Below are 19,029 nucleotides of genomic sequence, written 5' to 3'. Positions count from 1 at the left end.
GGTCCAGATGCCGAACCCGGCACCCTCCAACGCGCAGCTGCTGGAGTGCGTGCGCAAGGCCACCGAAGAACTGAAGGCCAAGGATCTCGTCGAAATCGATGTGATCGGCAAGTCCAGCGTCGCCGATTACATGGTGATCGCCTCGGGTACCTCCAGCCGTCACGTGAAGTCGATCGCCGATGAGGTCGTCAAGTTCGCCAAGGCCCTGGGCGTGATGCCGCTGGGTGTGGAAGGCGAGCGCGAAGCCGAGTGGGTGCTGGTCGACCTGGGCGACGTGGTGGTGCACGTGATGCTGCCGCGCGTGCGCGAGTTCTACGCGCTGGAGCGCCTGTGGACGGTCGGCGACCAGCCGCCGAGCCTGCTGGACGACGACGCCGAAGAAGGCGACGAGTACGGCCACGGCGCACGCTGAAGCGGCGCGTCGCGGACACGATGACGGCGCCGATGGCGCCGTTGTCATTTCAACGGCATCGCCGCAGATGCCGGGAGACTGCAGATGAAAGCCAGGCTGATCGCCACCGGCGAACGCGCCCCCGCCTGGGTGGCGCAGGGCTTTGCCGAGTACCAGAAGCGCCTGTCGCACTGGTTGCCCTTCGAGCTGGTGGAGATCGAGCCGGGCCTGCGTGGCAAGGGCCGCGACGCGCGCCGTGCCACCGACGATGAAGGCAAGCGGGTGATTGCCGCGCTGCCGAAGAATGCCTACGTGGTGGCGCTGGATGTGCCGGGCCGCCAGCTCAGTTCGGAGCAGCTGGCGCAGCGCCTGGAACATTGGCGCGGGCAGGGCAGGGACATGGCCTTCCTGATCGGTGGGCCCGAAGGCCACTCGGCGGAAGTGTCCGCGCTGGCCGATGAAAAATGGTCGATCGGTCCGCTGACGTTGCCGCACATGCTGGTGCGGCTGGTGGTGGCCGAGCAGCTGTATCGCGCGGCGGCGATGCTGGCCAACCACCCGTACCATCGCGCCTGACAACGGGCTGGAAGAAAACCTGCGAAAACGGGTTACATCCTGTGAAAAACGGGCTACAATGCGCACCCCGCCCGAATAGCTCAGCCGGTTAGAGCACTTGACTGTTAATCAGGGGGTCGTTGGTTCGAGTCCAACTTCGGGCGCCAAGTTTTGAAAAGCCTCGCAGCGATGCGAGGCTTTTTTTTGCCCGCCATCCGGGGGGCATCGCGCGCAACGCGGCAATGATCGAAACCAACGCCCACGCCGCCGCCAACAAAAAGCCCGGGCACTGCCCGGGCTTTTCGTTCCCCACATGCGTTACATCAGTTGAAGGTGTACTTGGCCCCCACGGTGAAGTAACGGCCGATGGCACCGCTGAAGTGCAGCGGGTTGTAGTTGACCGCGCCGTAGGTCGTCGGATCCAGCGGCGCAATGCGATCGAACACGTTCTGCACCGAGGCGTTCAGCTCGAAGGCTTCGGTGACGTTCCAACGGCCGGACAGGTCGAAGGTGGTGAACGAGGAGATCTTCGTCACCGGCGTCTCGTCGGCGTAGAAGGCCTGGTAGGAACCACCGCGCTTGTCGATGTTGTCCATCTTGGAGATGTAGTTGGCCACGCCACTCACACTCCACACGCCCTGCTTCCAGGTGGTGCCGAAGTTGATACGGTCCTTCGGCGTGCCGATGCAGTTGGTCACGTCGCAGTTGCCGTGCGTGCCCGCGTAGTCATCGGTGGTGGTGCCGCTGGTGCGCTCGAACTTGAGCACATGGCTCCACTGCAGATCCATCTCCAGCTGGCCCGGGCCGATATCGAAGGTCTGGCGGATATCGGTGTCGATACCGCGCACCCGCGACGAGGTGGCGTTGACGTAGTCGGTGTTGACCGCAAGGATCGTGCCGCTGTTGGGCACGCCATTGAGGTTGTTGCTGTCACGCAGCACATTGCCCGCGGCGATCGCATCGTCGGTGTCGCCCGGGGCGATTTCGTTGGTGCGCTTGATCTCCCATGCATCCACCGTCAGCGAGGTGGTCGAGGTGGGCTGCATCACGATGCCGACCGAGTAGCTCTTGGACTCTTCCGGCTTCAGGTCCGGGTTCGGACGGGTGATGATCGCCACCTGGCGGGCCTGGCAATCGGCGGTTGCGCCGGTGATGCCGCAGCGGACCGGATCGACCGCGTTGGAGAAGGCGGCCAGGCCACCGTCACCGTTTTCGGCCGGGTTCGGGGCGCGGAAGCCTTCGGCGTAGCTGGCACGCAGCGCCAGCCAGTCGACCGGGCTCCACTTCACGCCCAGCTTCGGCGTGGCTTTGCCTTCACCGCTTTCGTACTTGTCATAGCGCAGCGCGGCGCTCAGTTCCAACTGCTCCAGCACCGGTGCGGACAATTCGGCGTAGCCGGCGTACACGTTCTGCGTGCCGTCATAGGCCGAGTAACCCAGGCCGATGATGTCACCCTGGTCGGTGTAGGTCTGCGGGGTCAGGCTGTTGCTGGTCTTGCGCCACTCGGTACCCAACGCCAGGCCCAGCGGGCCGCCCTTGAGGTCCATCAGGCTGCGCGACACGGTGAAGTCGAACATGTCCAGGCTGGACTTGGCGCGAGCACTGATGTCCGGCGAGATGTAGTCGTACAGCGCCTGCGAGTTCAGACCGGCATTGTCACCGATGCGCCAGACGCCACCCGGGCAGGCCGCATTGCCCAGCGCGCAACGCACGGCGCTGTAACGCAGGAAGCCGGTGCGCTTGTTGGTCAGGTCGGTACCCGAATGCAGGTACGCGGTGTCATAGCTCCACTCGCCCCAGTTGCCCTTCACGCCGACCAGGAAACGATTGAACTCGTTGGTGTTGTTGGTCACGCGCGGACCCACGTCCCACGCCGAGTAGCGCAGGCGTGCGCCGGTGGCCGACAGTGCCGGCGGCAGGTCCGGGTGGCCCGGGCCCAGCACGGTGGCGCCAGCGCCGCTGTTGGCGTTGACCGGACCGCCGGGATAGCCCCAACCGCCCGACACGCCCGACGGGGTGTTGGTGAAGGTGGTGTCCTTCTTGGAGTAGCCGATTTCGGTGTACACCTCACCGCCTTCGCCGAAGGCGAAGCTGGCGCGGCCGAACACGTTCACGTACTTCTCTTCCGGGGTCAGGTCACGGTACTGCTGGTTCGGATCCCACAGGCAGCCCTGCGCCTGTGCGGTGGCATCGGTCTGGCCCGGGATGGTGGTCAGGCCGGCGCAGCCCGGCAACGCGACCAGGTGGCCGGTGGCGTCGAACACCGAGCCGTTCGGGCCCGTGCCGCCGCCGGTGCCGCCGTTGAGGAAGGCGCCGCCGAGGAACTGGGCGTCGGTAGCCGCGTAGCCCCACGGGCGGGTGTCGCCGGTGCCGATCCACTTGCGGTTCTTGCGGTCGCTGATCTTGATCGCGTCGGTCTTGCCCACGTCCAGGCTGAAGAACGCATTCCAGCCATCGCTGTTGAGGTCGCCGGTACCGGCGGTCAACGTAGCCTTCTTGGCATTGCCGTCGCCATCGCCGGAGGTGCCGTAGGAGCCACGCAGGATGGCGCCCTGGAAGTCGCTGCGCAGGATGATGTTGACCACGCCGGCGATCGCGTCCGAACCATAGATGGCCGAGGCGCCGTCCTTGAGGACGTCGATACGCTCAACCGCATCCAGCGGAATGGTGCTCAGGTCGGTGAAGACCTTCTGGCCGTCATCGGCCAGGCCATAGGTCGCCATGCGGCGGCCGTTCAACAGCACCAGCGTCGAACCGGCGCCGAGGCCGCGCAGCGAGATGCCGGCGCCGCCGCCAGCGAAGCCGTTGCCGAAGGTCTTGGGAATCGAGCCGGAGCCGTCGGCGGTCAGGGTCTGCAGGTATTCGGCGACCGTGGTCTTGCCGGTGCGGTCGATCTCCTGGCGGGTGATCACCTGGACGGGCGAGGGGGTTTCGGTGTTCGTACGCGGGATGTTGGACCCGGTGACGGTGATCCGGTCAAGGTTGGTGGCCTGTTCCTGCGCGAACGCAGAAGAGGATGCCAGCGCTCCGACCAGCAACAGGGTGCTGCTGGCGAGTACGGTGGAAATGGATTGGGCGAGGCTATTGCGGCTGCTGTTGAGCCGTTGGACCGGGTGTTTCACAGCTTCTCTCCTGACTGGGAAAACCAACAATGACGATGGATCGGCACTGAAAATGAGTGACGACGGCGACAATCTAGGTTTCCGGAGGGTGACGAAGTCGTGAAAAATTGCTTAATTCGGGTCGCCGTCTGTCGGCGACCAAAGGCGCGGGGAGGCCGTGGCCGGTCCCCCGCGCCTATTACGTCACTGCGGCCTCAGTCCGGCAGGGTGAAGCTGACCGGCACCAGGCCATCGGCCGGCACCTGCTGGCCGTCCACCATGGCCGGCACGAACCGCCACTGGCGCAGCACCTGCTGGCGGGCGGCGTTGTCCAGCGCCCGCGAGCCACTGCTGCGCTCGATCACCACGCTGGAGGCCCGGCCATCGGCCTCCACCCGCACCCGCAGCAGCACCGTGCCCTGCTCATGGTTGCGGATGGCGGCGATCGGGTAGGCCGGCGGCGGTGCGCTGCGGTACTGCAGCTGCGCCCCGGCACCACCGGCAGCCGGCCCCGGCACGCTGGGGGCCAGGACCGGGGCCTGGGGTTCACTGGCCGGCAGCGGCGCCACCGCCAAGGCATCGTCGGCGTTGGCGGTTGGCGGCGGCAGCGGGGCCACCTGCGGCTTGGGCACGGTGCGCGGCTGCACCAGGGTGGGGACGTCCGGCTTGATCGGCACCGGGACCGGCGGGGTGGGCTCCGGCGGTACCACCATCCGTATCTGCATGCGTTCACGTGGCAGGGGCGCGGCCACATACGCTGCCGGGATGAGCAGCAGCATCAGCGCCAGCACATGCAGGGCCAGGGCGGTGCTCCAGCCGAGCACGCGGGAAACGTCGATCTGCAGCGGCACTACGCGGGGTTGGGTACGGACCATGCTCCACTCTCCTTGCCAGATGTGCGGGAACATCAAACGTGCGGGCGCGGCCGGTGGGGTTGCAGGACGCAGAAGGCGGGGCCGCGCATTGACAGCAATACCGGAGCGGGGCGCGGCCCGGAAGGCAGGGGGCATGTCGGTGTTTGGCTGGCGCTCAGGAACCGGGCCCGGAACGCATGACGGCGCCCGCAGGCGCCGTCATGTCATGGAGCGCTGGCCGTTACCGGCCCAGGTCGAACACCACGTCCAGGTTCACCGATACCGACGACTCGCCCGGCGACACCGGGGTGGACACATCGGCGGCCATCGGCGCGGCGGCCGCGCGCATCATCACCGGGCGGAAGTTGCCGCCGCCGTTCTCGGAGATGCTCACGATGCGGCGCACGCGCAGGCCCAGCGACTTGGCGTAGGTCTCGGCGCGGGCCTGGGCCTTCTTCAGCGCGGCCAGGCGGGCTTCGTCATACACCGGTTCGGGCTGGTCGATCTCGAACTGCGGGCCATTGATCTGGTTGGCGCCCTGGGCGGCCAGCGCGTCCAGCACCTTGCCCAGCTTGGCGATGTCGCGCACCTTCAGGCTGACCGTGTTGCTGGCCTGGTAGCCGGTGATCTTCGGCGGCTCGTTGTCCACATAGCGGTACTGCGGGTTGAGGTTGACCCCGCTGGTCTGCACGTCACGTTCGGCAATGCCGGCGGCCTTGATCGCGGCCAGCACCTTGACCATCTGCTCGGCGTTCTGGCGCATCGCGGTATTGCCATCGACGGCCTGGGTGACCACACCGGCCGACAGCGTGGCCACGTCCGGCACGCGCTTGGCTTCGGCGTTGGCCGAGATGTTGAGCAGGGTGCTGTCGGCGGCGACGGCAACGGCAGGCGAGGTCTGGGCGTGGGCGGTCATCGAGGTTCCCAGGGCAAGGGACAGGGCGAGCAGCAGCGGGGACAGGGATGGGCGGCGCATGTACATCTCCTTGTGAAGGCGTTGAGGTTGGTGTCGGGGCGATGAACGCTCCGTGAGCTTTTCCGGGGTTGAGGGGCGATTGGGTGCGGTTGCTTTCGATTCAGACACGGGCCGCAGGTTATGCTTCCGCGATGCTTTATCTTGCCTCCCGTTCCCCCCGACGTACCCAACTGTTGACGCGCCTGGACCGACCGTTCCGTGCGCTGGACCTTGAGGTGCCTGAAGTCCGTGCCGCCGATGAGTCGGCGCTTGGCTATGTGCAGCGCGTGGCCGCCGACAAGGCGCAGGCCGGGCTGGCCCTGGTGGCCGCCGATGCCGAGGCGGTGGTGATCGGCTCGGACACCGAAGTGGTGCTGGACGGGCGGGTGTTCGGCAAGCCGGTCGACGCCGAAGACGCCGCCGCCATGCTGCGCGCCCTGTCCGGGCGCACCCACCAGGTGATGACCGCGGTGGCCGTCGTGGCCCACGGCCGCCAGGATGGTGTGCTGGTGGTGTCGGAGGTGAGCTTCATCGAGATCGACGAGGCCGCCATCGCGGCCTACGTGGCCAGCGGCGAGCCCATGGGCAAGGCCGGGGCGTACGCCATCCAGGGCGGCGCCGAACGTTACATCCGCCATCTGGCGGGAAGCTATTCGGGTGTGATGGGATTGCCCCTGCAACAGACCGAGCAGTTGCTGCAGGCGTTTGGCGTTTCGCCCGCTGCTTTCACCACGCCAACGGAGGGTGTCGCCCATGTCTGAAGAAATCCTGGTCAATGTCACCCCGCGCGAAACCCGCGTGGCCGTCATCGAGAACGGCATGCTGCAGGAACTGCACATCGAACGTGGCTGGCGCCGCGGGGTGGTGGGCAACATCTACAAGGGCAAGGTGCAGCGGGTGATGCCGGGCATGCAGGCGGCCTTCGTCGAAGTGGGCCTGGAGCGCGCCGCGTTCCTGCACGCCAACGATGTGATCCGCCCGGCCCCGGTGGCCAGCCCGGATACCGAGGGCACCACGCTGCCGCCGCCGTCGTCGGTGCCGATCGTGGAGCTGCTGCGCGACGGCCAGGACATCGTGGTGCAGGTGGTCAAGGACCCGATCGGGACCAAGGGCGCGCGCCTGACCACCCAGATCAGCATTCCCTCGCGCTACATGGTGCTGCTGCCGCAGTCCAAGGTGGTCGGGGTCTCGGCGCGGATCGAGGACGAGGCCGAGCGCGCACGCCTGAAGTCGCTGGTCACCGAACTGTCGGCCCAGCACGGGGGCTACGGCTACATCGTGCGTACCAACGCCGAGGGCCAGCCGGCCGAAGCCATCGCCGAGGACGTGGCCTACCTGTCGCGGGTCTGGAACGTGGTGGAGCGGCGCGGCCGCGATGCCGCTCCGCTCAGCGTGATCTACGAAGACCTCAGCCTGCCGCTGCGCTCGGTGCGCGACCTGATCCGCAAGGACGTGGACAAGGTGAAGGTGGACTCCAAGGAAACCTTCACCCAGCTGCAGGCGTTCGTGGCCAAGTACATGCCGGTGCTGGCCGAGAAGATCGAGCTGTACAGCGGCGACCGCCCCATTTTCGACATGTTCGGGGTGGAGGACGAGATCGGCCGCGCGCTGGACAAGCAGGTGCCGCTCAAGTCCGGTGGCTACCTGGTGATCGACCAGACCGAGGCGATGACCACCATCGACGTCAACACCGGGTCGTTCCTGGGCCAGCGCAACCTGGAAGAGACGGTGTTCCGCACGAATCTTGAAGCGGCGCAGGCGGTGGCCCGCCAGCTGCGGCTGCGTAACCTGGGCGGCATCATCATCATCGACTTCATCGACATGGATGACGCCGAGCATCGCCGCCAGGTGCTGCGCACCCTGGAAAAAGCCCTGGCGCGCGACCACGCCAAGACCACCGTCTACGATTTCTCGCCGCTGGGCCTGGTCGAAATGACCCGCAAGCGCACCGTGGAAAGCCTGGAGCGGCAGCTGTCCGAGCCGTGCCCGGAGTGCAGCGGGCGCGGGTCGATCAAGACCGCCGAAACGGTCACCTATGAAATCTTCCGCGAAATCACCCGCGCGGTGCGCCAGTTCGATGCGGCCCGCCTGCTGGTGATCGCCTCGTCCAAGGTGGTGGCGCGCATCACCGATGAGGAATCCACCGCCGTGGCCGAGCTGGAGGAATTCCTTGGCAAGTCGATCCGCTTCCAGGCCGACGAGCAGTACCTGCAGGAGCAGTTCGATGTTGTGTTGCTCTGATTCCCGCCCACTGGCGCGCGTGCGCGCCGGTGCCTTCGCGTTGCGATGAGCACGCCGCTCCGACTGCGACTGCGAAGGATTCGCCGCCATGCCGTGTATGCATTGGCGATCGTGTTGGTGTGCGTGGCGGTGCTGGTGGGCACCGTCAGTCAAGTGTTGCCGTTCGCCGAGCGCCACCCCGACAAGGTGGCGGCCTGGTTGAGCGCGCGTGCCGGGCAGCCGGTGCGCTTCGATCATCTGGATACCGCCTGGACCCGCCGCGGGCCCCTGCTGGAACTGAAGGGCCTGCGCATCGGCGAAGGGCAGGGCATCGCCATCGGCGAGGCCGAGGTGCTGGTGTCGATGTATGCCGGGCTGCTGCCGGGCCACTCGCTGACCGAACTGCGCCTGCGCGGCCTGGCCCTGGTGCTGCAGCGGGCCGACGATGGCCGCTGGTCGGTGCGCGGGCTGCCGCAGGCGGGCAGCGGCGACCCGCTCGAGGCGCTGCGTCGCCTCGGCGAGCTGCAGGTGATCGGCGGTCGGCTGCGGGTGGATGCGCCCTCGTTGAACCTGCAGGCCGAGCTGCCGCGCATCGACCTGCGCCTGCGCGTGAATGGCCAACGCCTGCGCGTGGGCGCGCGCGCGTGGGCCGACGTCAACGGCCAGCCGCTGACGGCCGTGCTGGACTTCGATCGCCGCCACGGTGATGGCCAGGCCTGGTTGTCGGCCGACCCGGCCGATTTCCGCGCCTGGTCGCACCTGCTCCAGTTCGCCGGGGTATCGCTGCAGCAAGGCACCGGGGAGCTCAATGCCTGGGTCGACCTGCGCGACCACCGCCCGGTGATGGTCACCGCCGACGCCGACCTGCAGGATCTGCGGCTGCGCGGCGCCCCGCTGGCCGATGGCAAACGCCCGCAGCTGGCGCTGGATACCCTGCAGCTGCGCGCGCGCTGGCGCTGGGTGACCGGCGGCTGGCGCGCCGACGCGCCGCAGCTGCGCATCGGCCTGGCCGGCAGCAGCGAGGTGCAGCGCCTGGACGGCCTGCTGCTGGCCGGTGGCCAGCACATGGCCCTGGCCGGCGACAACATCGATGCCACCGCGCTGCTGCGCGGGCTGGCGCTCAGCGATCGCATCGAACCGGGTCTGCGTGAGTGGCTGCAGCACGCCGCGCCGCATGCGCGCATGACCCAGGTGCGGGTCGCCGCCGAACGCGGCGGCCCGGTGTCGATCCAGGGCGAACTGGCCGACGTCGGCTTTGCACCGTCCGGGCATGCGCCCGGGCTGAGTGGCGTGGGCGGGCGCTTCAGCGCCGACGCCGACGGTTTCCAACTGGACCTGCAACCGTACCGGGTGATGCACTTCGACTGGCCCACCGGCTTCGGCCAGCGCCACGACGTGCGCCTGGCCGGGCAGCTGGTGGGCTGGCGCGACGAAGCCGGCGGTTGGCGGTTCGGCACCCCGGCGCTGCGCGTGCAGGGCACCGACTACGCCGCCGACGTGCGCGGCAGTGTCTGGTTCCAGGGCGACGGCACCCGGCCGTGGCTGCAACTGGCCGCGCGCATCGACGACGTGCCGATGACCGTGGCCAAGCGCTTCTGGATCCACTCCAGGATGAGCAAGGGTGCCACCGACTGGCTGGATGCCGCGCTGGTGGCCGGGCAGGTCCGCAACGGCGTGGGCCTGGTCAGCGGCGACCTCGACGACTGGCCGTTCGACCGCAACAACGGTCGCTTCGAGGCCACCGGGCATATCAGCAACGGCACCATCCGCTTCCAGCATGACTGGCCGGCCATGGGCAAGGTGGACGCCGACATCGCCTTCATCGGGCCCGGCTTTGAACTGCACGGCGGCGGCGACCTGGCCGGCGTGGCGGTGAACCACTTCGATGCCGGTATCGTGGATTTCGGCGAAACCCCGCTGTACGTGAAGGCCACCACCCAGACCGAGACCGGGGCCCTGCTGGCGATGCTCAAGCAGAGCCCGCTGCACGCCACCTATGCCGAGACCCTGGACAATCTCACCGCCAAGGGCCCGGCCAAGGTCAGCTATGACCTGCTGCAGCCGCTGCATCCCGACCAGGGCCCGGGCCACATGCTGGGCACGGTCGACCTGCAGGGCGTGGCGCTGACCGAAAAACGCTTCGCGCTGGCCTTCGACGGCATGCGGGGCCAGGCCCGCTACAGCCGCGACGGCTTCGGCGCCGAAGGGCTCAACGTGCGCCACCTGGGCCAGGACGGGCTGCTCAGCCTGCGCGCCGGGGGCTTCGTGCGCGACCCGCAGCAGGCCTTCGAATCCGAACTCACCGCGTCGCTGGATGCCGGTGCCTTGCTGGACCGCGCGCCCGAGTTGAACTGGCTCAAGCCCTACATCGCCGGCAACGCGCGCTGGACGATCGGGGTGACCCTGCCCAAGGTGGCCGCCGGCGCGAAGACCGAGCCGCCGACCCTGCTGACCCTGCGGTCGGACCTGGTCGGCACCCGCCTGGACCTGCCGGCGCCGCTGGACAAGGACCCGGGCGTGCCGCTGGCAACCACGGTCAACGCCCAGCTGCCGATGGGCAGCGGCCGGGTGGACGTGGCCTTTGGCCAGCGCCTGGCCCTGGCCGCCCGCACCCACAACAACCAGACCGGCGTGCAGGTGACGCTGGGCAGCGACCGGGTCGACCGCGACCCGCCGGCCAGTGGGCTGGCGGTCAATGGCCGCAGCGGGTCGCTGGATGCCCTGGAATGGATCGGCCTGGCGCGCACGCCCGATGGCGGTGACGGCGAGGACGCCATGCCGTTGCGCCAGGTGGATGTGCAGGTCGGGCAGCTGCTGCTGGCCGGGGGCGTGTTCGCGCAGACCCGCCTGCAGCTGCGGCCTACGCCGTCCACGGTGGAAGTGCGCCTGGACGGCCCCTCGCTGGCGGGCACCCTGAGCGTGCCCAACGCCGAGGGCGGCACCATCGTCGGCAAGCTCAGCCGCGTGCATTGGCAGTCGCTGCCGACCCCGGCCAAGGTGCCTTCCGATGGCGCGCCGATCCTGCTGCCGCCCGATGCCACCCTGCCGGCCCGGGTCCAGGCCAGTGCCAACGACACCAACCCGGCGAAGATTCCGCCGCTGGCGCTGGACATCGAGGACCTGCAGTTCGGCAAGGCCAAGCTGGGCCAGGCGGTGCTGCGCACGCGCCCGTTCGGCAACGGCCTGAGCGTGGACCAGCTGCAGTTCCGCGCGCCCAAGCAGGCCATCGACATCCAGGGCCGCTGGCTGGGCATGGGCGCCGCTGCGCGCACCCAGGTCAATGTGGACGTGAAAAGCGAGGACCTGGGCGGCCTGATGCAGAACCTCGACTACGGCGGCCAGCTGCGCGGTGGCCAGGGCCAGCTCAGCCTGGACGCCGGTTGGCAGGGCGGTCCGTCGGACTTCCAGCTTGGCGCGCTGCAGGGGCAGATGCAGGTCCACGCGCGCAACGGCCAGTTGCTGGAGCTGGAGCCCGGCGCCGGGCGTGTGCTGGGCCTGCTCAGCGTGACCCAGCTGCCGCGCCGGTTGATGTTCGATTTCCGTGACTTCTTCTCCAAGGGCTTTGCCTTCAACCAGGTCGAGGGCGCGCTCGAGTTCGCCAACGGCATGGCCACCACCGACAAGGTGCTGATCGAAGGCCCGGCGGCCAACATCAGCATCCGCGGCCAGACCGACCTGCGCCGCCAGCAGTTCGACCAGACCATCGACGTCAACCCGCGTGCCGGCAACCTGCTCACCGTGGTCGGCGCGGTCGCCGGCGGCCCGGTGGGCGCCGCCGTGGGCGCGGCGGCCAACGCGGTGCTGGGCAAGCCGCTGGGGGCGATCGGGGCCAAGACCTACCGGGTGACCGGCCCCTGGGCCGAACCCAAGGTCGAGGTGATCGACCGTGACGATGCCCCGCCGCCACGGGCGGCTCCCGCTGCGTTGCCGCCCCCGGTACGCTGACCTCCTTTCCCGCGCCCGGGTTGCGAACGTGGCCCGCGCCCTCAGATAGATGACATGACCGATAACGCACTTACCCTTGCAAACGACCGCCTGCTGCTGCCCGCCGGGCTCGATGCCGGTGGACTGGAACGTACCTTCGGCACCCTGCTGGGCCCGGGCATCGATTTTGGCGATCTGTATTTCCAGCACGCCCGGCGCGAAAGCTGGAGCGTGGAGGACGGCATCGTCAAGGACGGCGCCCATTCGATCGAGCAGGGCGTCGGCGTGCGCGCCATCGCCGGCGAAAAGACCGGCTTTGCCTACTCCGACGACATCCACCGCGACGCGCTGCTGGCGGCGGCGCAGTCGGCCCGCGCGATCTCACGCGAGGGCGGGGCGCAGCAGGCGCGCTCGCTGGTGCGTGGCAACGGCCGCGCGCTGTACCCGGCGCTGGACCCGATCGACGGCATGGGCAACGAAGCCAAGGTCGAGGTGCTCAAGCGCCTGGACCGGTACCTGCGCGCCGCCGACCCGCGCGTGCAGCAGGTGATGGTGAGCCTGTCCGGCGGCGTGGACACGGTGCTGATCGCGCGCAGCGACGGCGTGCTGGCGGCCGACATCCGGCCGCTGGTGCGGCTGAACGTGCAGGTGATCGTGGAGCAGCACGGGCGCCGCGAGTCCGGCTATTCCGGCGGCGGTGGCCGTTACAGCTATGCCGAACTGTTTGCCGACGACCGCCCCGAGCGGTTTGCCCGCGAAGCGCTGCGCCAGGCGCTGGTGAACCTGGAGGCGATCCCGGCCCCGGCCGGGGTGATGACCGTGGTGCTCGGCCCGGGCTGGCCCGGCGTGCTGCTGCACGAGGCGGTGGGCCACGGCCTGGAAGGCGACTTCAACCGCAAGGGCACCAGCGTCTATGCCGGCCGCGTGGGCGAGCGCGTGGCGGCCCCGGGCGTGACCATCGTCGATGACGGCACCCTGGACGGGCGCCGCGGTTCGCTCAACATCGACGACGAGGGCCATCCCACCCAGTGCACCACGCTGATCGAGGACGGCATCCTGGTCGGCTACATGCAGGATTCGCTCAACGCGCGCCTGATGGGCGTGGCCCCGACCGGCAACGGCCGCCGTGAATCGTTCGCGCACATGACCATGCCGCGCATGACCAACACCTACATGCGCGCCGGCCAGCACGATCCGGAAGAAATGATCCGCTCGGTGAAGAAGGGTCTGTACGCGGTCAATTTCGGCGGCGGCCAGGTCGACATCACCAGCGGCAAGTACGTGTTCTCGGCCACCGAGGCCTATCTGATCGAGGACGGCAAGGTGACCGCGCCGGTGAAGGGCGCCACGCTGATCGGCAACGGGCCGGAAACCATGCAGAAGGTCCGCATGATCGGCAACGACCTGGCCCTGGACGAGGGCGTGGGGATCTGCGGCAAGGATGGCCAGAGCGTGCCGGTGGGCGTGGGCCAGCCGTCGCTGCTGATCGATGGCATCACCGTGGGCGGCACCCAGGCCTGAGCCAGGCGATGCGCCCGTGCTGCCGGTTCGAGCGCCCCGCGGGGGCCAGCCCTGGGCTGGCGCCGCCGCGTGGGCAGCCGGGCTCAGTCTTCGGCGGTGTCGTCGCCGTCCTGGTCGTGCCGGTCGTCCTGGTCATCCAGGTCGTCGGCCGAGGTCAGGTTGGCCGCATCCAGGCCCAGCGCGGCCGGCAGCAGCAGCGTCCGCAGCAGCTGGTAGATCTCGCGGTAGGCGCGCGGCGGCTTGTTCTTGGCTTTCTCGGCCTGGGCGTTGCGCACCAGCGTGCGCAGCTGCTGGCGGTCAGCATGCGGGTATTCGTCCAGCAGCGCGCCCAGCGCCTTGTCGCCGTCCTTCAACAGGCGCTCGCGCCAGTCTTCCACGCGGTGCATGGTGGCCACTTCACGGCGCGAGGTTTCGCTGTTGGCATCCAGCGCATCGCGGATGGCATCCAGCGCGGCATCGTCCTCGCGGCGCATGTGCTTGGCCAGGAACGCCAGCTGGCGCTTGTGGGCGATGTGCGCGGTGATGCGCTTGGCCTCGGCGATGTGCGGCAGCAGGTCTTCGGGCACCGGCACCCGGGCCAGCTGGGCCGGGGTCAGCGCGACCAGCTTCTCGCCGAGCGCCAGCACGTCCAGGGCGTCCCGGCGGTTCTGGCTACGGCTGATGTCTAGGAATTCACCGGTATCTTCGTCGCGTCCGCGCATCGTCTTATTTCCACATCCGTAAACTGTGCCCCGCGTTGCGCCAGGCACTCACCCGTACAGGATAAAGCATTGAACGTGATCTCCCCTGAAGTCTCCCCGGCCGACGACAGCCTGCAGCGCCTGGAGCAGCTGGCCGACATCTCCCAACGCCTGCTGGAACGGGCCAAAGCCATGGGCGCCAGCCAGGCCGAGGTCAGCTGCAGCGACGAGCGCGGCCTGGACGTGAATGTGCGCCTGGGCGAGGTGGAAACGGTGGAATCCACCCGTGACCGCGGCATTGCGGTGACCGTCTACTTCGGCCAGCGCAAGGGCAGCGCCAGCACCGCCGACCTGCAGGACGCCAGCCTGGAATCGACCGTGGCCCAGGCCTGCGCCATTGCCCGGCACACCGAGGACGACGCCGCGGCCGGGCTGGCCGAGGCCGCCCTGATGGCGCGCGCGTTCCCCGACCTGGACGGCTGGCACCCCTGGGACCTGGGCGCCGACGAGGCGCTGGACCTGGCCCTGGCCTGTGAAGCGGCCGGGCGCGAGGCCGATGGCCGCATCAGCAACTCCGATGGCGCCTCGGCCGCCACCTCGCAGAGCCTGTCCGTGTACGCCAATTCACATGGTTTCATCGGCCGCGAGCGCAGCAGCCACCACTCGGTGGGCTGCGCGCTGATCGCCGGGCAGGGCGACGGCATGCAGCGCGATGGCTGGTACAGCAGCGCGCTGGCCCGTGAAGACCTGGAATCGGCCGCCGCGATCGGCCGCCGTGCCGCCGAACGCACCGTGGCCCGGCTGCAGCCGCGCTCGATGGCGACCGCGCAGATGCCGGTGCTGTATTCGCCGGAGGTGGCGCGGTCATTGATCGGCAGCCTGCTTGGCGCGGTATCCGGCGGCGCGCTCTACCGGCGGGCCAGCTTCCTGCTCGACAGCGTCGGCACCCGCCTGTTCCCGGACTGGTTCCAGGTGGAGGAGCTGCCGTTGCTGCGCCGCGGGCTGCGTTCGTCGGCGTTTGACGGTGATGGCGCTGGCCACCCGCAACGCGGCGTTGATCACCGACGGCGTGCTGCAGCGCTACATCCTGGGCAGTTACTCGGCGCGCAAGCTGGGCCTGACCACCACCGGCAATGCCGGCGGCGTGCACAACCTGAAGGTGGCGGCCAATGCCGGCGACCTGGCCTCCATCGCCCGGCAGATGGGCGAGGGCCTGCTGGTCACCGAGCTGATGGGCCAGGGAGTGAACGGGGTTACCGGCGACTACTCGCGCGGTGCCGGTGGCTTCCGCGTGGAGAACGGCGAAATCAGCTATCCGGTCGATGGCGTCACCATTGCCGGCAACCTCAAGGACATGTTCGCGAGCATCGAGGCGGTGGGCAGTGACGTGGACCGTCGCTCGCACGTGCAGGTCGGTTCGATCCTGGTCGGGCGGATGACCGTTGCAGGCAACGATTGACGTATCCTATCCCGGCTGCTCTGGCAGGCGGGGAGCCTGTCGCGCAATACCTACACACACCGAACAAGGAGTTTCACCGTGAGCGAATTCGACAACGTCACCGCCCCGCCGCCGGCCCCGACCGGTACCGCGCCGGCCGATCAGCGCACCATGGCGCTGGTGGCCCACATCCTGGGCATCTTCACCTGGTTCATCGGCCCGCTGATCATCTGGATGATCAACAAGGATGACAGCAGCAAGTCGTTCGTGACCGACCAGGCCAAGGAAGCGCTGAACTTCCAGATCACCATCACCATCGCGATGCTGATTTCGTTCGTGCTGATGATCGTGATCATCGGCGGCCTGCTGGCCCCGCTGGTCGGCATCCTGAACCTGGTCTTCTGCATCATCGCCGCGGTGAAGGCGAACAACGGCGAAGCGTACCGCTACCCGTTCACCCTGCGCCTGATCAAGTAATCAGTCCCGCAGTGTGGAAACAAAAAACGCCCGGCACTGCCGGGCGTTTTTTTTGGCTGGCATCTCCGATCGGGCCGGTCGCGCGCGTGAGGGCCCCGCACCCGCCGGTAGGCCCCTGGTGCAAATGTCCCCCGGCCGCGTGGCGCGGCCTCCTCCTTTATTTTGCCCAGGAGCCTACCGGCGGCTACGGGGCTCGGCTTGCGGTGCGCAGGTGGATGCGACGCTTTTGGGACGGTGGTCGGCGGGTCGGGTGCTGGGCCCCGATGCCCTTGGAGGCGAAATCAAGGGGGAGGGGGCGGCCGCAGGCCGACGCCGGAGGACATTCGCCGGAAAGGGTATCGGGGCCCAGCGCCCGACCCGCCGACAGCTGCGTCTGCAAAGGGCTAAAGCACGCTTCTGCTCGCCCCGCATAGGGGCGAAGGACCTTTTCTGTGTGGTGCTGTTTGCCGCTCAGTGGTCGCGTTCGACCGCCAGCCGCCCCAGCGCACGCAAGGCATCGGCGCGTTCGTCGTAGCCGGCCAGGCTGTCGTGCATGCGTTGGCTGAGTGCGGCCAGTTCGGCCTTGGCGCCCTCCATGCCGAGCAGGGCGGGGAAGGTCGACTTGGCCTGCGCCTCGTCCTTGCCGGCGGTCTTGCCCAGCTGTTCGGAACTGGCTTCGACGTCCAGGATGTCATCGCGCACCTGGAACGCCAGCCCCAGTGCACTGGCGAAAACATCCAGCTGCAGCAGGTCGGTCTGCGGCGCATCGCCACACAACGCGCCCATGCGCACCGCCGCGCGGATCAGCGCACCGGTCTTCAGTGCATGCATGCGCTGCAATGAAGCCAGCGGCTGCGCATGGCCGGTGGCATCGATGTCCAGCGCCTGGCCACCGCACATGCCGGCGGCGCCGGAAGCGTGGGTCAGCGCCTGCAGGCAGTGCACGCGCAACAGCGCCGGCAGCGCGGCATCGGCCAGCAGGCCGAACGCACGCGTCTGCAGCGCATCACCGGCGAGGATCGCGGTGGCTTCGTCGAAGGCGATGTGCGTAGTGGGGCGACCGCGACGCAGCGCGTCGTCGTCCATCGCCGGCAGGTCATCGTGCACCAGCGAATAGGTGTGGATCAGTTCCACCGCCATTGCCGGTGCATCCAGTGCGTGCTCGTCGGCACCGAACACCTGGCCGCTGGCATACACCAGCAGCGGGCGCATGCGCTTGCCACCGCCGAGCACCGCGTAGCGCATCGCCTGGTGCAGGCGCTGCGGTGCGTGTTCGGGAGAAGGCAGGCTGGCGTCGAGCTGGCTTTCGATGCGGTCGCGCCAACGCGCGAACGTAGGCTCAACCATCATGGCCGGGTGGATCGAAGCGTTCGGCGGTGTCGGGGCGGGCCGGGTCGCTGAGCAGGCGCACGCGCAGTTCGGCCTGTTCCAGCGCCTGCTGGCACTGGCGGTACAGGCCGACGCCGCGCTCGTAGGCGCTGAGCGATTGTTCCAGGCTCAGATCACCGGCTTCCATCTTCTCCACCAGCTGTTCCAGCTCTTCCAGCGACTGCTCGAAGTGGACGACCGGGGAGGTTTCGTTGGGGGACTTCTTGGGCATGGGACAAGTGTGATGCGCCAACCCAGCGGGGTCAATTCACGCCGCGCCCGGGGTCCAGCGCAGCTGTGCGTGGTGTTCATCCAGCCAATGCTGCAGCGGTGCGGCGATGACCCGGTCGCCGGCCGCCATCAGCACCGCGCCGTCGAACAACAGCGGCAGCTGGCGCCGCTGCCACGGCGGCAGCCCCCGCTGTTGCAGCAGGTCCTTGAGCGCATGGGAGTGGGTGCGCCCGGGCAACTGGATACGCTCACCGCCGCGGCGCGCGCTCACCTGCAGGGGCGTGGCCAGCTGGCTGGCGCCCAACAGCTCCAGCTGGCCGCCGTCGGGCAGGGCCAAGGGCGCACGGCCATCCCAGTGCACGCTCCAGTGCGGGGGCAACGCCAGCGTGGCCGACAGCAGGTGCAGTTCGCTGCGCCACCGGCGGATCCGCGCGCCCTGCCAGGCGAACTGGGCGTCGGCGTCGTGCGCGGCCGGCAGCAGGTCGCGCTCGATCGCGTCCACGCCAGCGGCCGGCAGCGGCGGCAGCCCGCAGTTGCGCACCCATTGGCGCAGCAGGCGGGCACGGCGTTCGCGCGGCAGCCGCAGCAGGCGCGTGCCATCCAGCACGCCGGGGGCCAGGCTGCAGCGCCGCAGGGCGTCCTGGTCGGACACGTCCAGCAACTGCTGCGCCTGCGCGCAGAGTGCGGCGCTGCGTGCGAAGGCGGCATCGGCCTGCGGCCAGCGTTGCTGCAGCAGCGGCAACACGTGCAGGCGCAGGAAATTGCGGTCGGCCTCGTCGCTGGCATTGCTGGGGTCGTCAACCCAGTGCAGCGCCTGCGACTGCGCATAGGCCAGCAGCGCGGCGCGCGGCACCTGCAGCAGCGGGCGCCACACCGTACCGGTGGCAAACGGCGCCTCGCTGCGGATTGCGGCCAGCCCATCCACCCCGGACCCGCGCAGGGCGCGCAGCAGGAAGGTTTCGGCCTGGTCGTCGCGGTGATGGGCCAGGGCCAGCTGTTCGCCCGGGCGCAGGGCGCTGGCGAACGCATCGCGGCGGGCATGGCGAGCGGCCGCTTCCAGGCCGTGGCCGCTGTCGCGGGCCACGTCGACGCCGATCACCTGCAGGTCGATGTTCCAGGCCGTGCAGATCGCCTGGCAATGCTGCGCCCACGCGTCGGCAGCCGGTTGCAGGCCATGGTGCACGTGCACCGCACGCAGGCCGGCATCGCGCTGCGCAGCCGACTGCGCCAGCCAATGCAGCAGCACGGTGGAATCGAGTCCACCACTGAAGCCCACCAGGACCGGGCGGGGGGCAGCGGAGAGATGGGGCAGGGGCGAGGACATCGGTTCGGGCA

14 protein-coding genes, 1 tRNA gene and 1 pseudogene are annotated in these 19,029 nt (G+C 68.9%); 9 read left to right on the top strand and 7 right to left on the bottom strand.

Features of this window, described 5'->3' with window-relative positions; all coding sequences use genetic code 11:
- Positions 1–7 precede the first annotated feature (7 nt).
- The 3 genes from rsfS to ACZ0AE_RS14165 all read left to right on the top strand — a co-directional run bounded on the left by rsfS (position 8) and on the right by ACZ0AE_RS14165 (position 1,113).
- Entirely contained in the window at positions 8–412 is a 405-nt protein-coding gene (gene rsfS, locus ACZ0AE_RS14175) for a ribosome silencing factor (RefSeq protein ID WP_051598970.1), read from the top strand.
- A gap of 84 nt (positions 413–496) precedes the next feature.
- Positions 497–967, top strand: a complete 471-nt coding sequence (gene rlmH / locus ACZ0AE_RS14170) for a 23S rRNA (pseudouridine(1915)-N(3))-methyltransferase RlmH (RefSeq protein ID WP_038687106.1) — start codon at positions 497–499, stop codon at positions 965–967.
- Between the two features lie 69 nt (positions 968–1,036).
- Positions 1,037–1,113, top strand: a tRNA-Asn gene (locus tag ACZ0AE_RS14165).
- A gap of 156 nt (positions 1,114–1,269) precedes the next feature.
- On the opposite strand, the gene ACZ0AE_RS14160 is transcribed toward ACZ0AE_RS14165, so the two are convergent.
- From ACZ0AE_RS14160 to ACZ0AE_RS14150, 3 genes are all read right to left on the bottom strand, one after another.
- The gene (locus tag ACZ0AE_RS14160) at positions 1,270–4,068 is read right to left on the bottom strand and encodes a TonB-dependent receptor (protein ID WP_038687108.1); all 2,799 of its coding nucleotides are present in this window, start codon (positions 4,066–4,068) and stop codon (positions 1,270–1,272) included.
- A gap of 194 nt (positions 4,069–4,262) precedes the next feature.
- A complete protein-coding gene (locus ACZ0AE_RS14155) occupies positions 4,263–4,922 on the bottom strand; it encodes an energy transducer TonB (protein ID WP_463601408.1) in 660 nt (219 codons plus the stop codon).
- 220 nt (positions 4,923–5,142) lie between these two features.
- Complete coding sequence (locus ACZ0AE_RS14150) at positions 5,143–5,877, bottom strand: SIMPL domain-containing protein (protein WP_038691947.1); 735 nt, start codon at positions 5,875–5,877, stop codon at positions 5,143–5,145.
- A 131-nt stretch (positions 5,878–6,008) separates the two neighbouring features.
- On the opposite strand from ACZ0AE_RS14150, the gene ACZ0AE_RS14145 reads away from it, so the two are divergent.
- From ACZ0AE_RS14145 to tldD, 4 genes are read left to right on the top strand one after another with little or no spacing between them, the layout of a single operon-like run.
- The gene (locus ACZ0AE_RS14145) at positions 6,009–6,617 is read left to right on the top strand and encodes a Maf-like protein (RefSeq protein ID WP_038687112.1); all 609 of its coding nucleotides are present in this window, start codon (positions 6,009–6,011) and stop codon (positions 6,615–6,617) included.
- Entirely contained in the window at positions 6,610–8,097 is a 1,488-nt protein-coding gene (gene rng, locus ACZ0AE_RS14140; RefSeq protein ID WP_038687114.1) for a ribonuclease G, read from the top strand. Before ACZ0AE_RS14145 ends, rng begins: the two co-directional genes overlap by 8 nt.
- 45 nt (positions 8,098–8,142) lie before the next feature.
- Positions 8,143–12,021: a YhdP family protein gene (locus ACZ0AE_RS14135; protein ID WP_463601407.1), complete on the top strand. Its 3,879-nt coding sequence runs from the start codon at positions 8,143–8,145 to the stop codon at positions 12,019–12,021.
- 54 nt (positions 12,022–12,075) lie between these two features.
- On the top strand, positions 12,076–13,521 hold the full coding sequence (tldD, locus tag ACZ0AE_RS14130; RefSeq protein ID WP_038687117.1) for a metalloprotease TldD: 1,446 nt from the start codon (positions 12,076–12,078) through the stop codon (positions 13,519–13,521).
- A gap of 83 nt (positions 13,522–13,604) precedes the next feature.
- Here tldD and yjgA read toward each other — a convergent pair whose 3' ends face one another.
- Complete coding sequence (gene yjgA / locus ACZ0AE_RS14125; RefSeq protein WP_038687119.1) at positions 13,605–14,222, bottom strand: ribosome biogenesis factor YjgA; 618 nt, start codon at positions 14,220–14,222, stop codon at positions 13,605–13,607.
- Positions 14,223–14,291: 69 nt separating this feature from the next.
- On the opposite strand from yjgA, the pseudogene pmbA reads away from it, so the two are divergent.
- Both pmbA and ACZ0AE_RS14115 read left to right on the top strand, forming a co-directional pair.
- Positions 14,292–15,660 (top strand): annotated as a pseudogene (gene pmbA, locus ACZ0AE_RS14120) (metalloprotease PmbA).
- Positions 15,661–15,738: 78 nt separating this feature from the next.
- The gene (locus ACZ0AE_RS14115; RefSeq protein WP_038687123.1) at positions 15,739–16,116 is read left to right on the top strand and encodes a DUF4870 domain-containing protein; all 378 of its coding nucleotides are present in this window, start codon (positions 15,739–15,741) and stop codon (positions 16,114–16,116) included.
- Positions 16,117–16,566: 450 nt separating this feature from the next.
- On the opposite strand, the gene ACZ0AE_RS14110 is transcribed toward ACZ0AE_RS14115, so the two are convergent.
- From ACZ0AE_RS14110 to tilS, 3 genes are read right to left on the bottom strand one after another with little or no spacing between them, the layout of a single operon-like run.
- On the bottom strand, positions 16,567–17,445 hold the full coding sequence (locus ACZ0AE_RS14110) for a polyprenyl synthetase family protein (protein ID WP_463601406.1): 879 nt from the start codon (positions 17,443–17,445) through the stop codon (positions 16,567–16,569).
- Positions 17,435–17,695, bottom strand: coding sequence for an exodeoxyribonuclease VII small subunit (locus ACZ0AE_RS14105; RefSeq protein WP_038687128.1), 261 nt, complete (start codon positions 17,693–17,695; stop codon positions 17,435–17,437). The genes ACZ0AE_RS14110 and ACZ0AE_RS14105 overlap by 11 nt, the downstream gene beginning before the upstream one ends.
- A gap of 36 nt (positions 17,696–17,731) precedes the next feature.
- Positions 17,732–19,018 (bottom strand): tRNA lysidine(34) synthetase TilS, encoded by a 1,287-nt coding sequence (gene tilS, locus ACZ0AE_RS14100; protein ID WP_038687130.1) that lies wholly within the window; start codon positions 19,016–19,018, stop codon positions 17,732–17,734.
- Between the last annotated feature and the right edge of the window lie 11 nt (positions 19,019–19,029).

Source organism: Stenotrophomonas sp. AC248 (assembly GCF_979258185.1).
The sequence above is the reverse complement of the archived record's forward strand: the minus strand, read 5'-3'. Positions and strand labels throughout refer to the sequence as shown.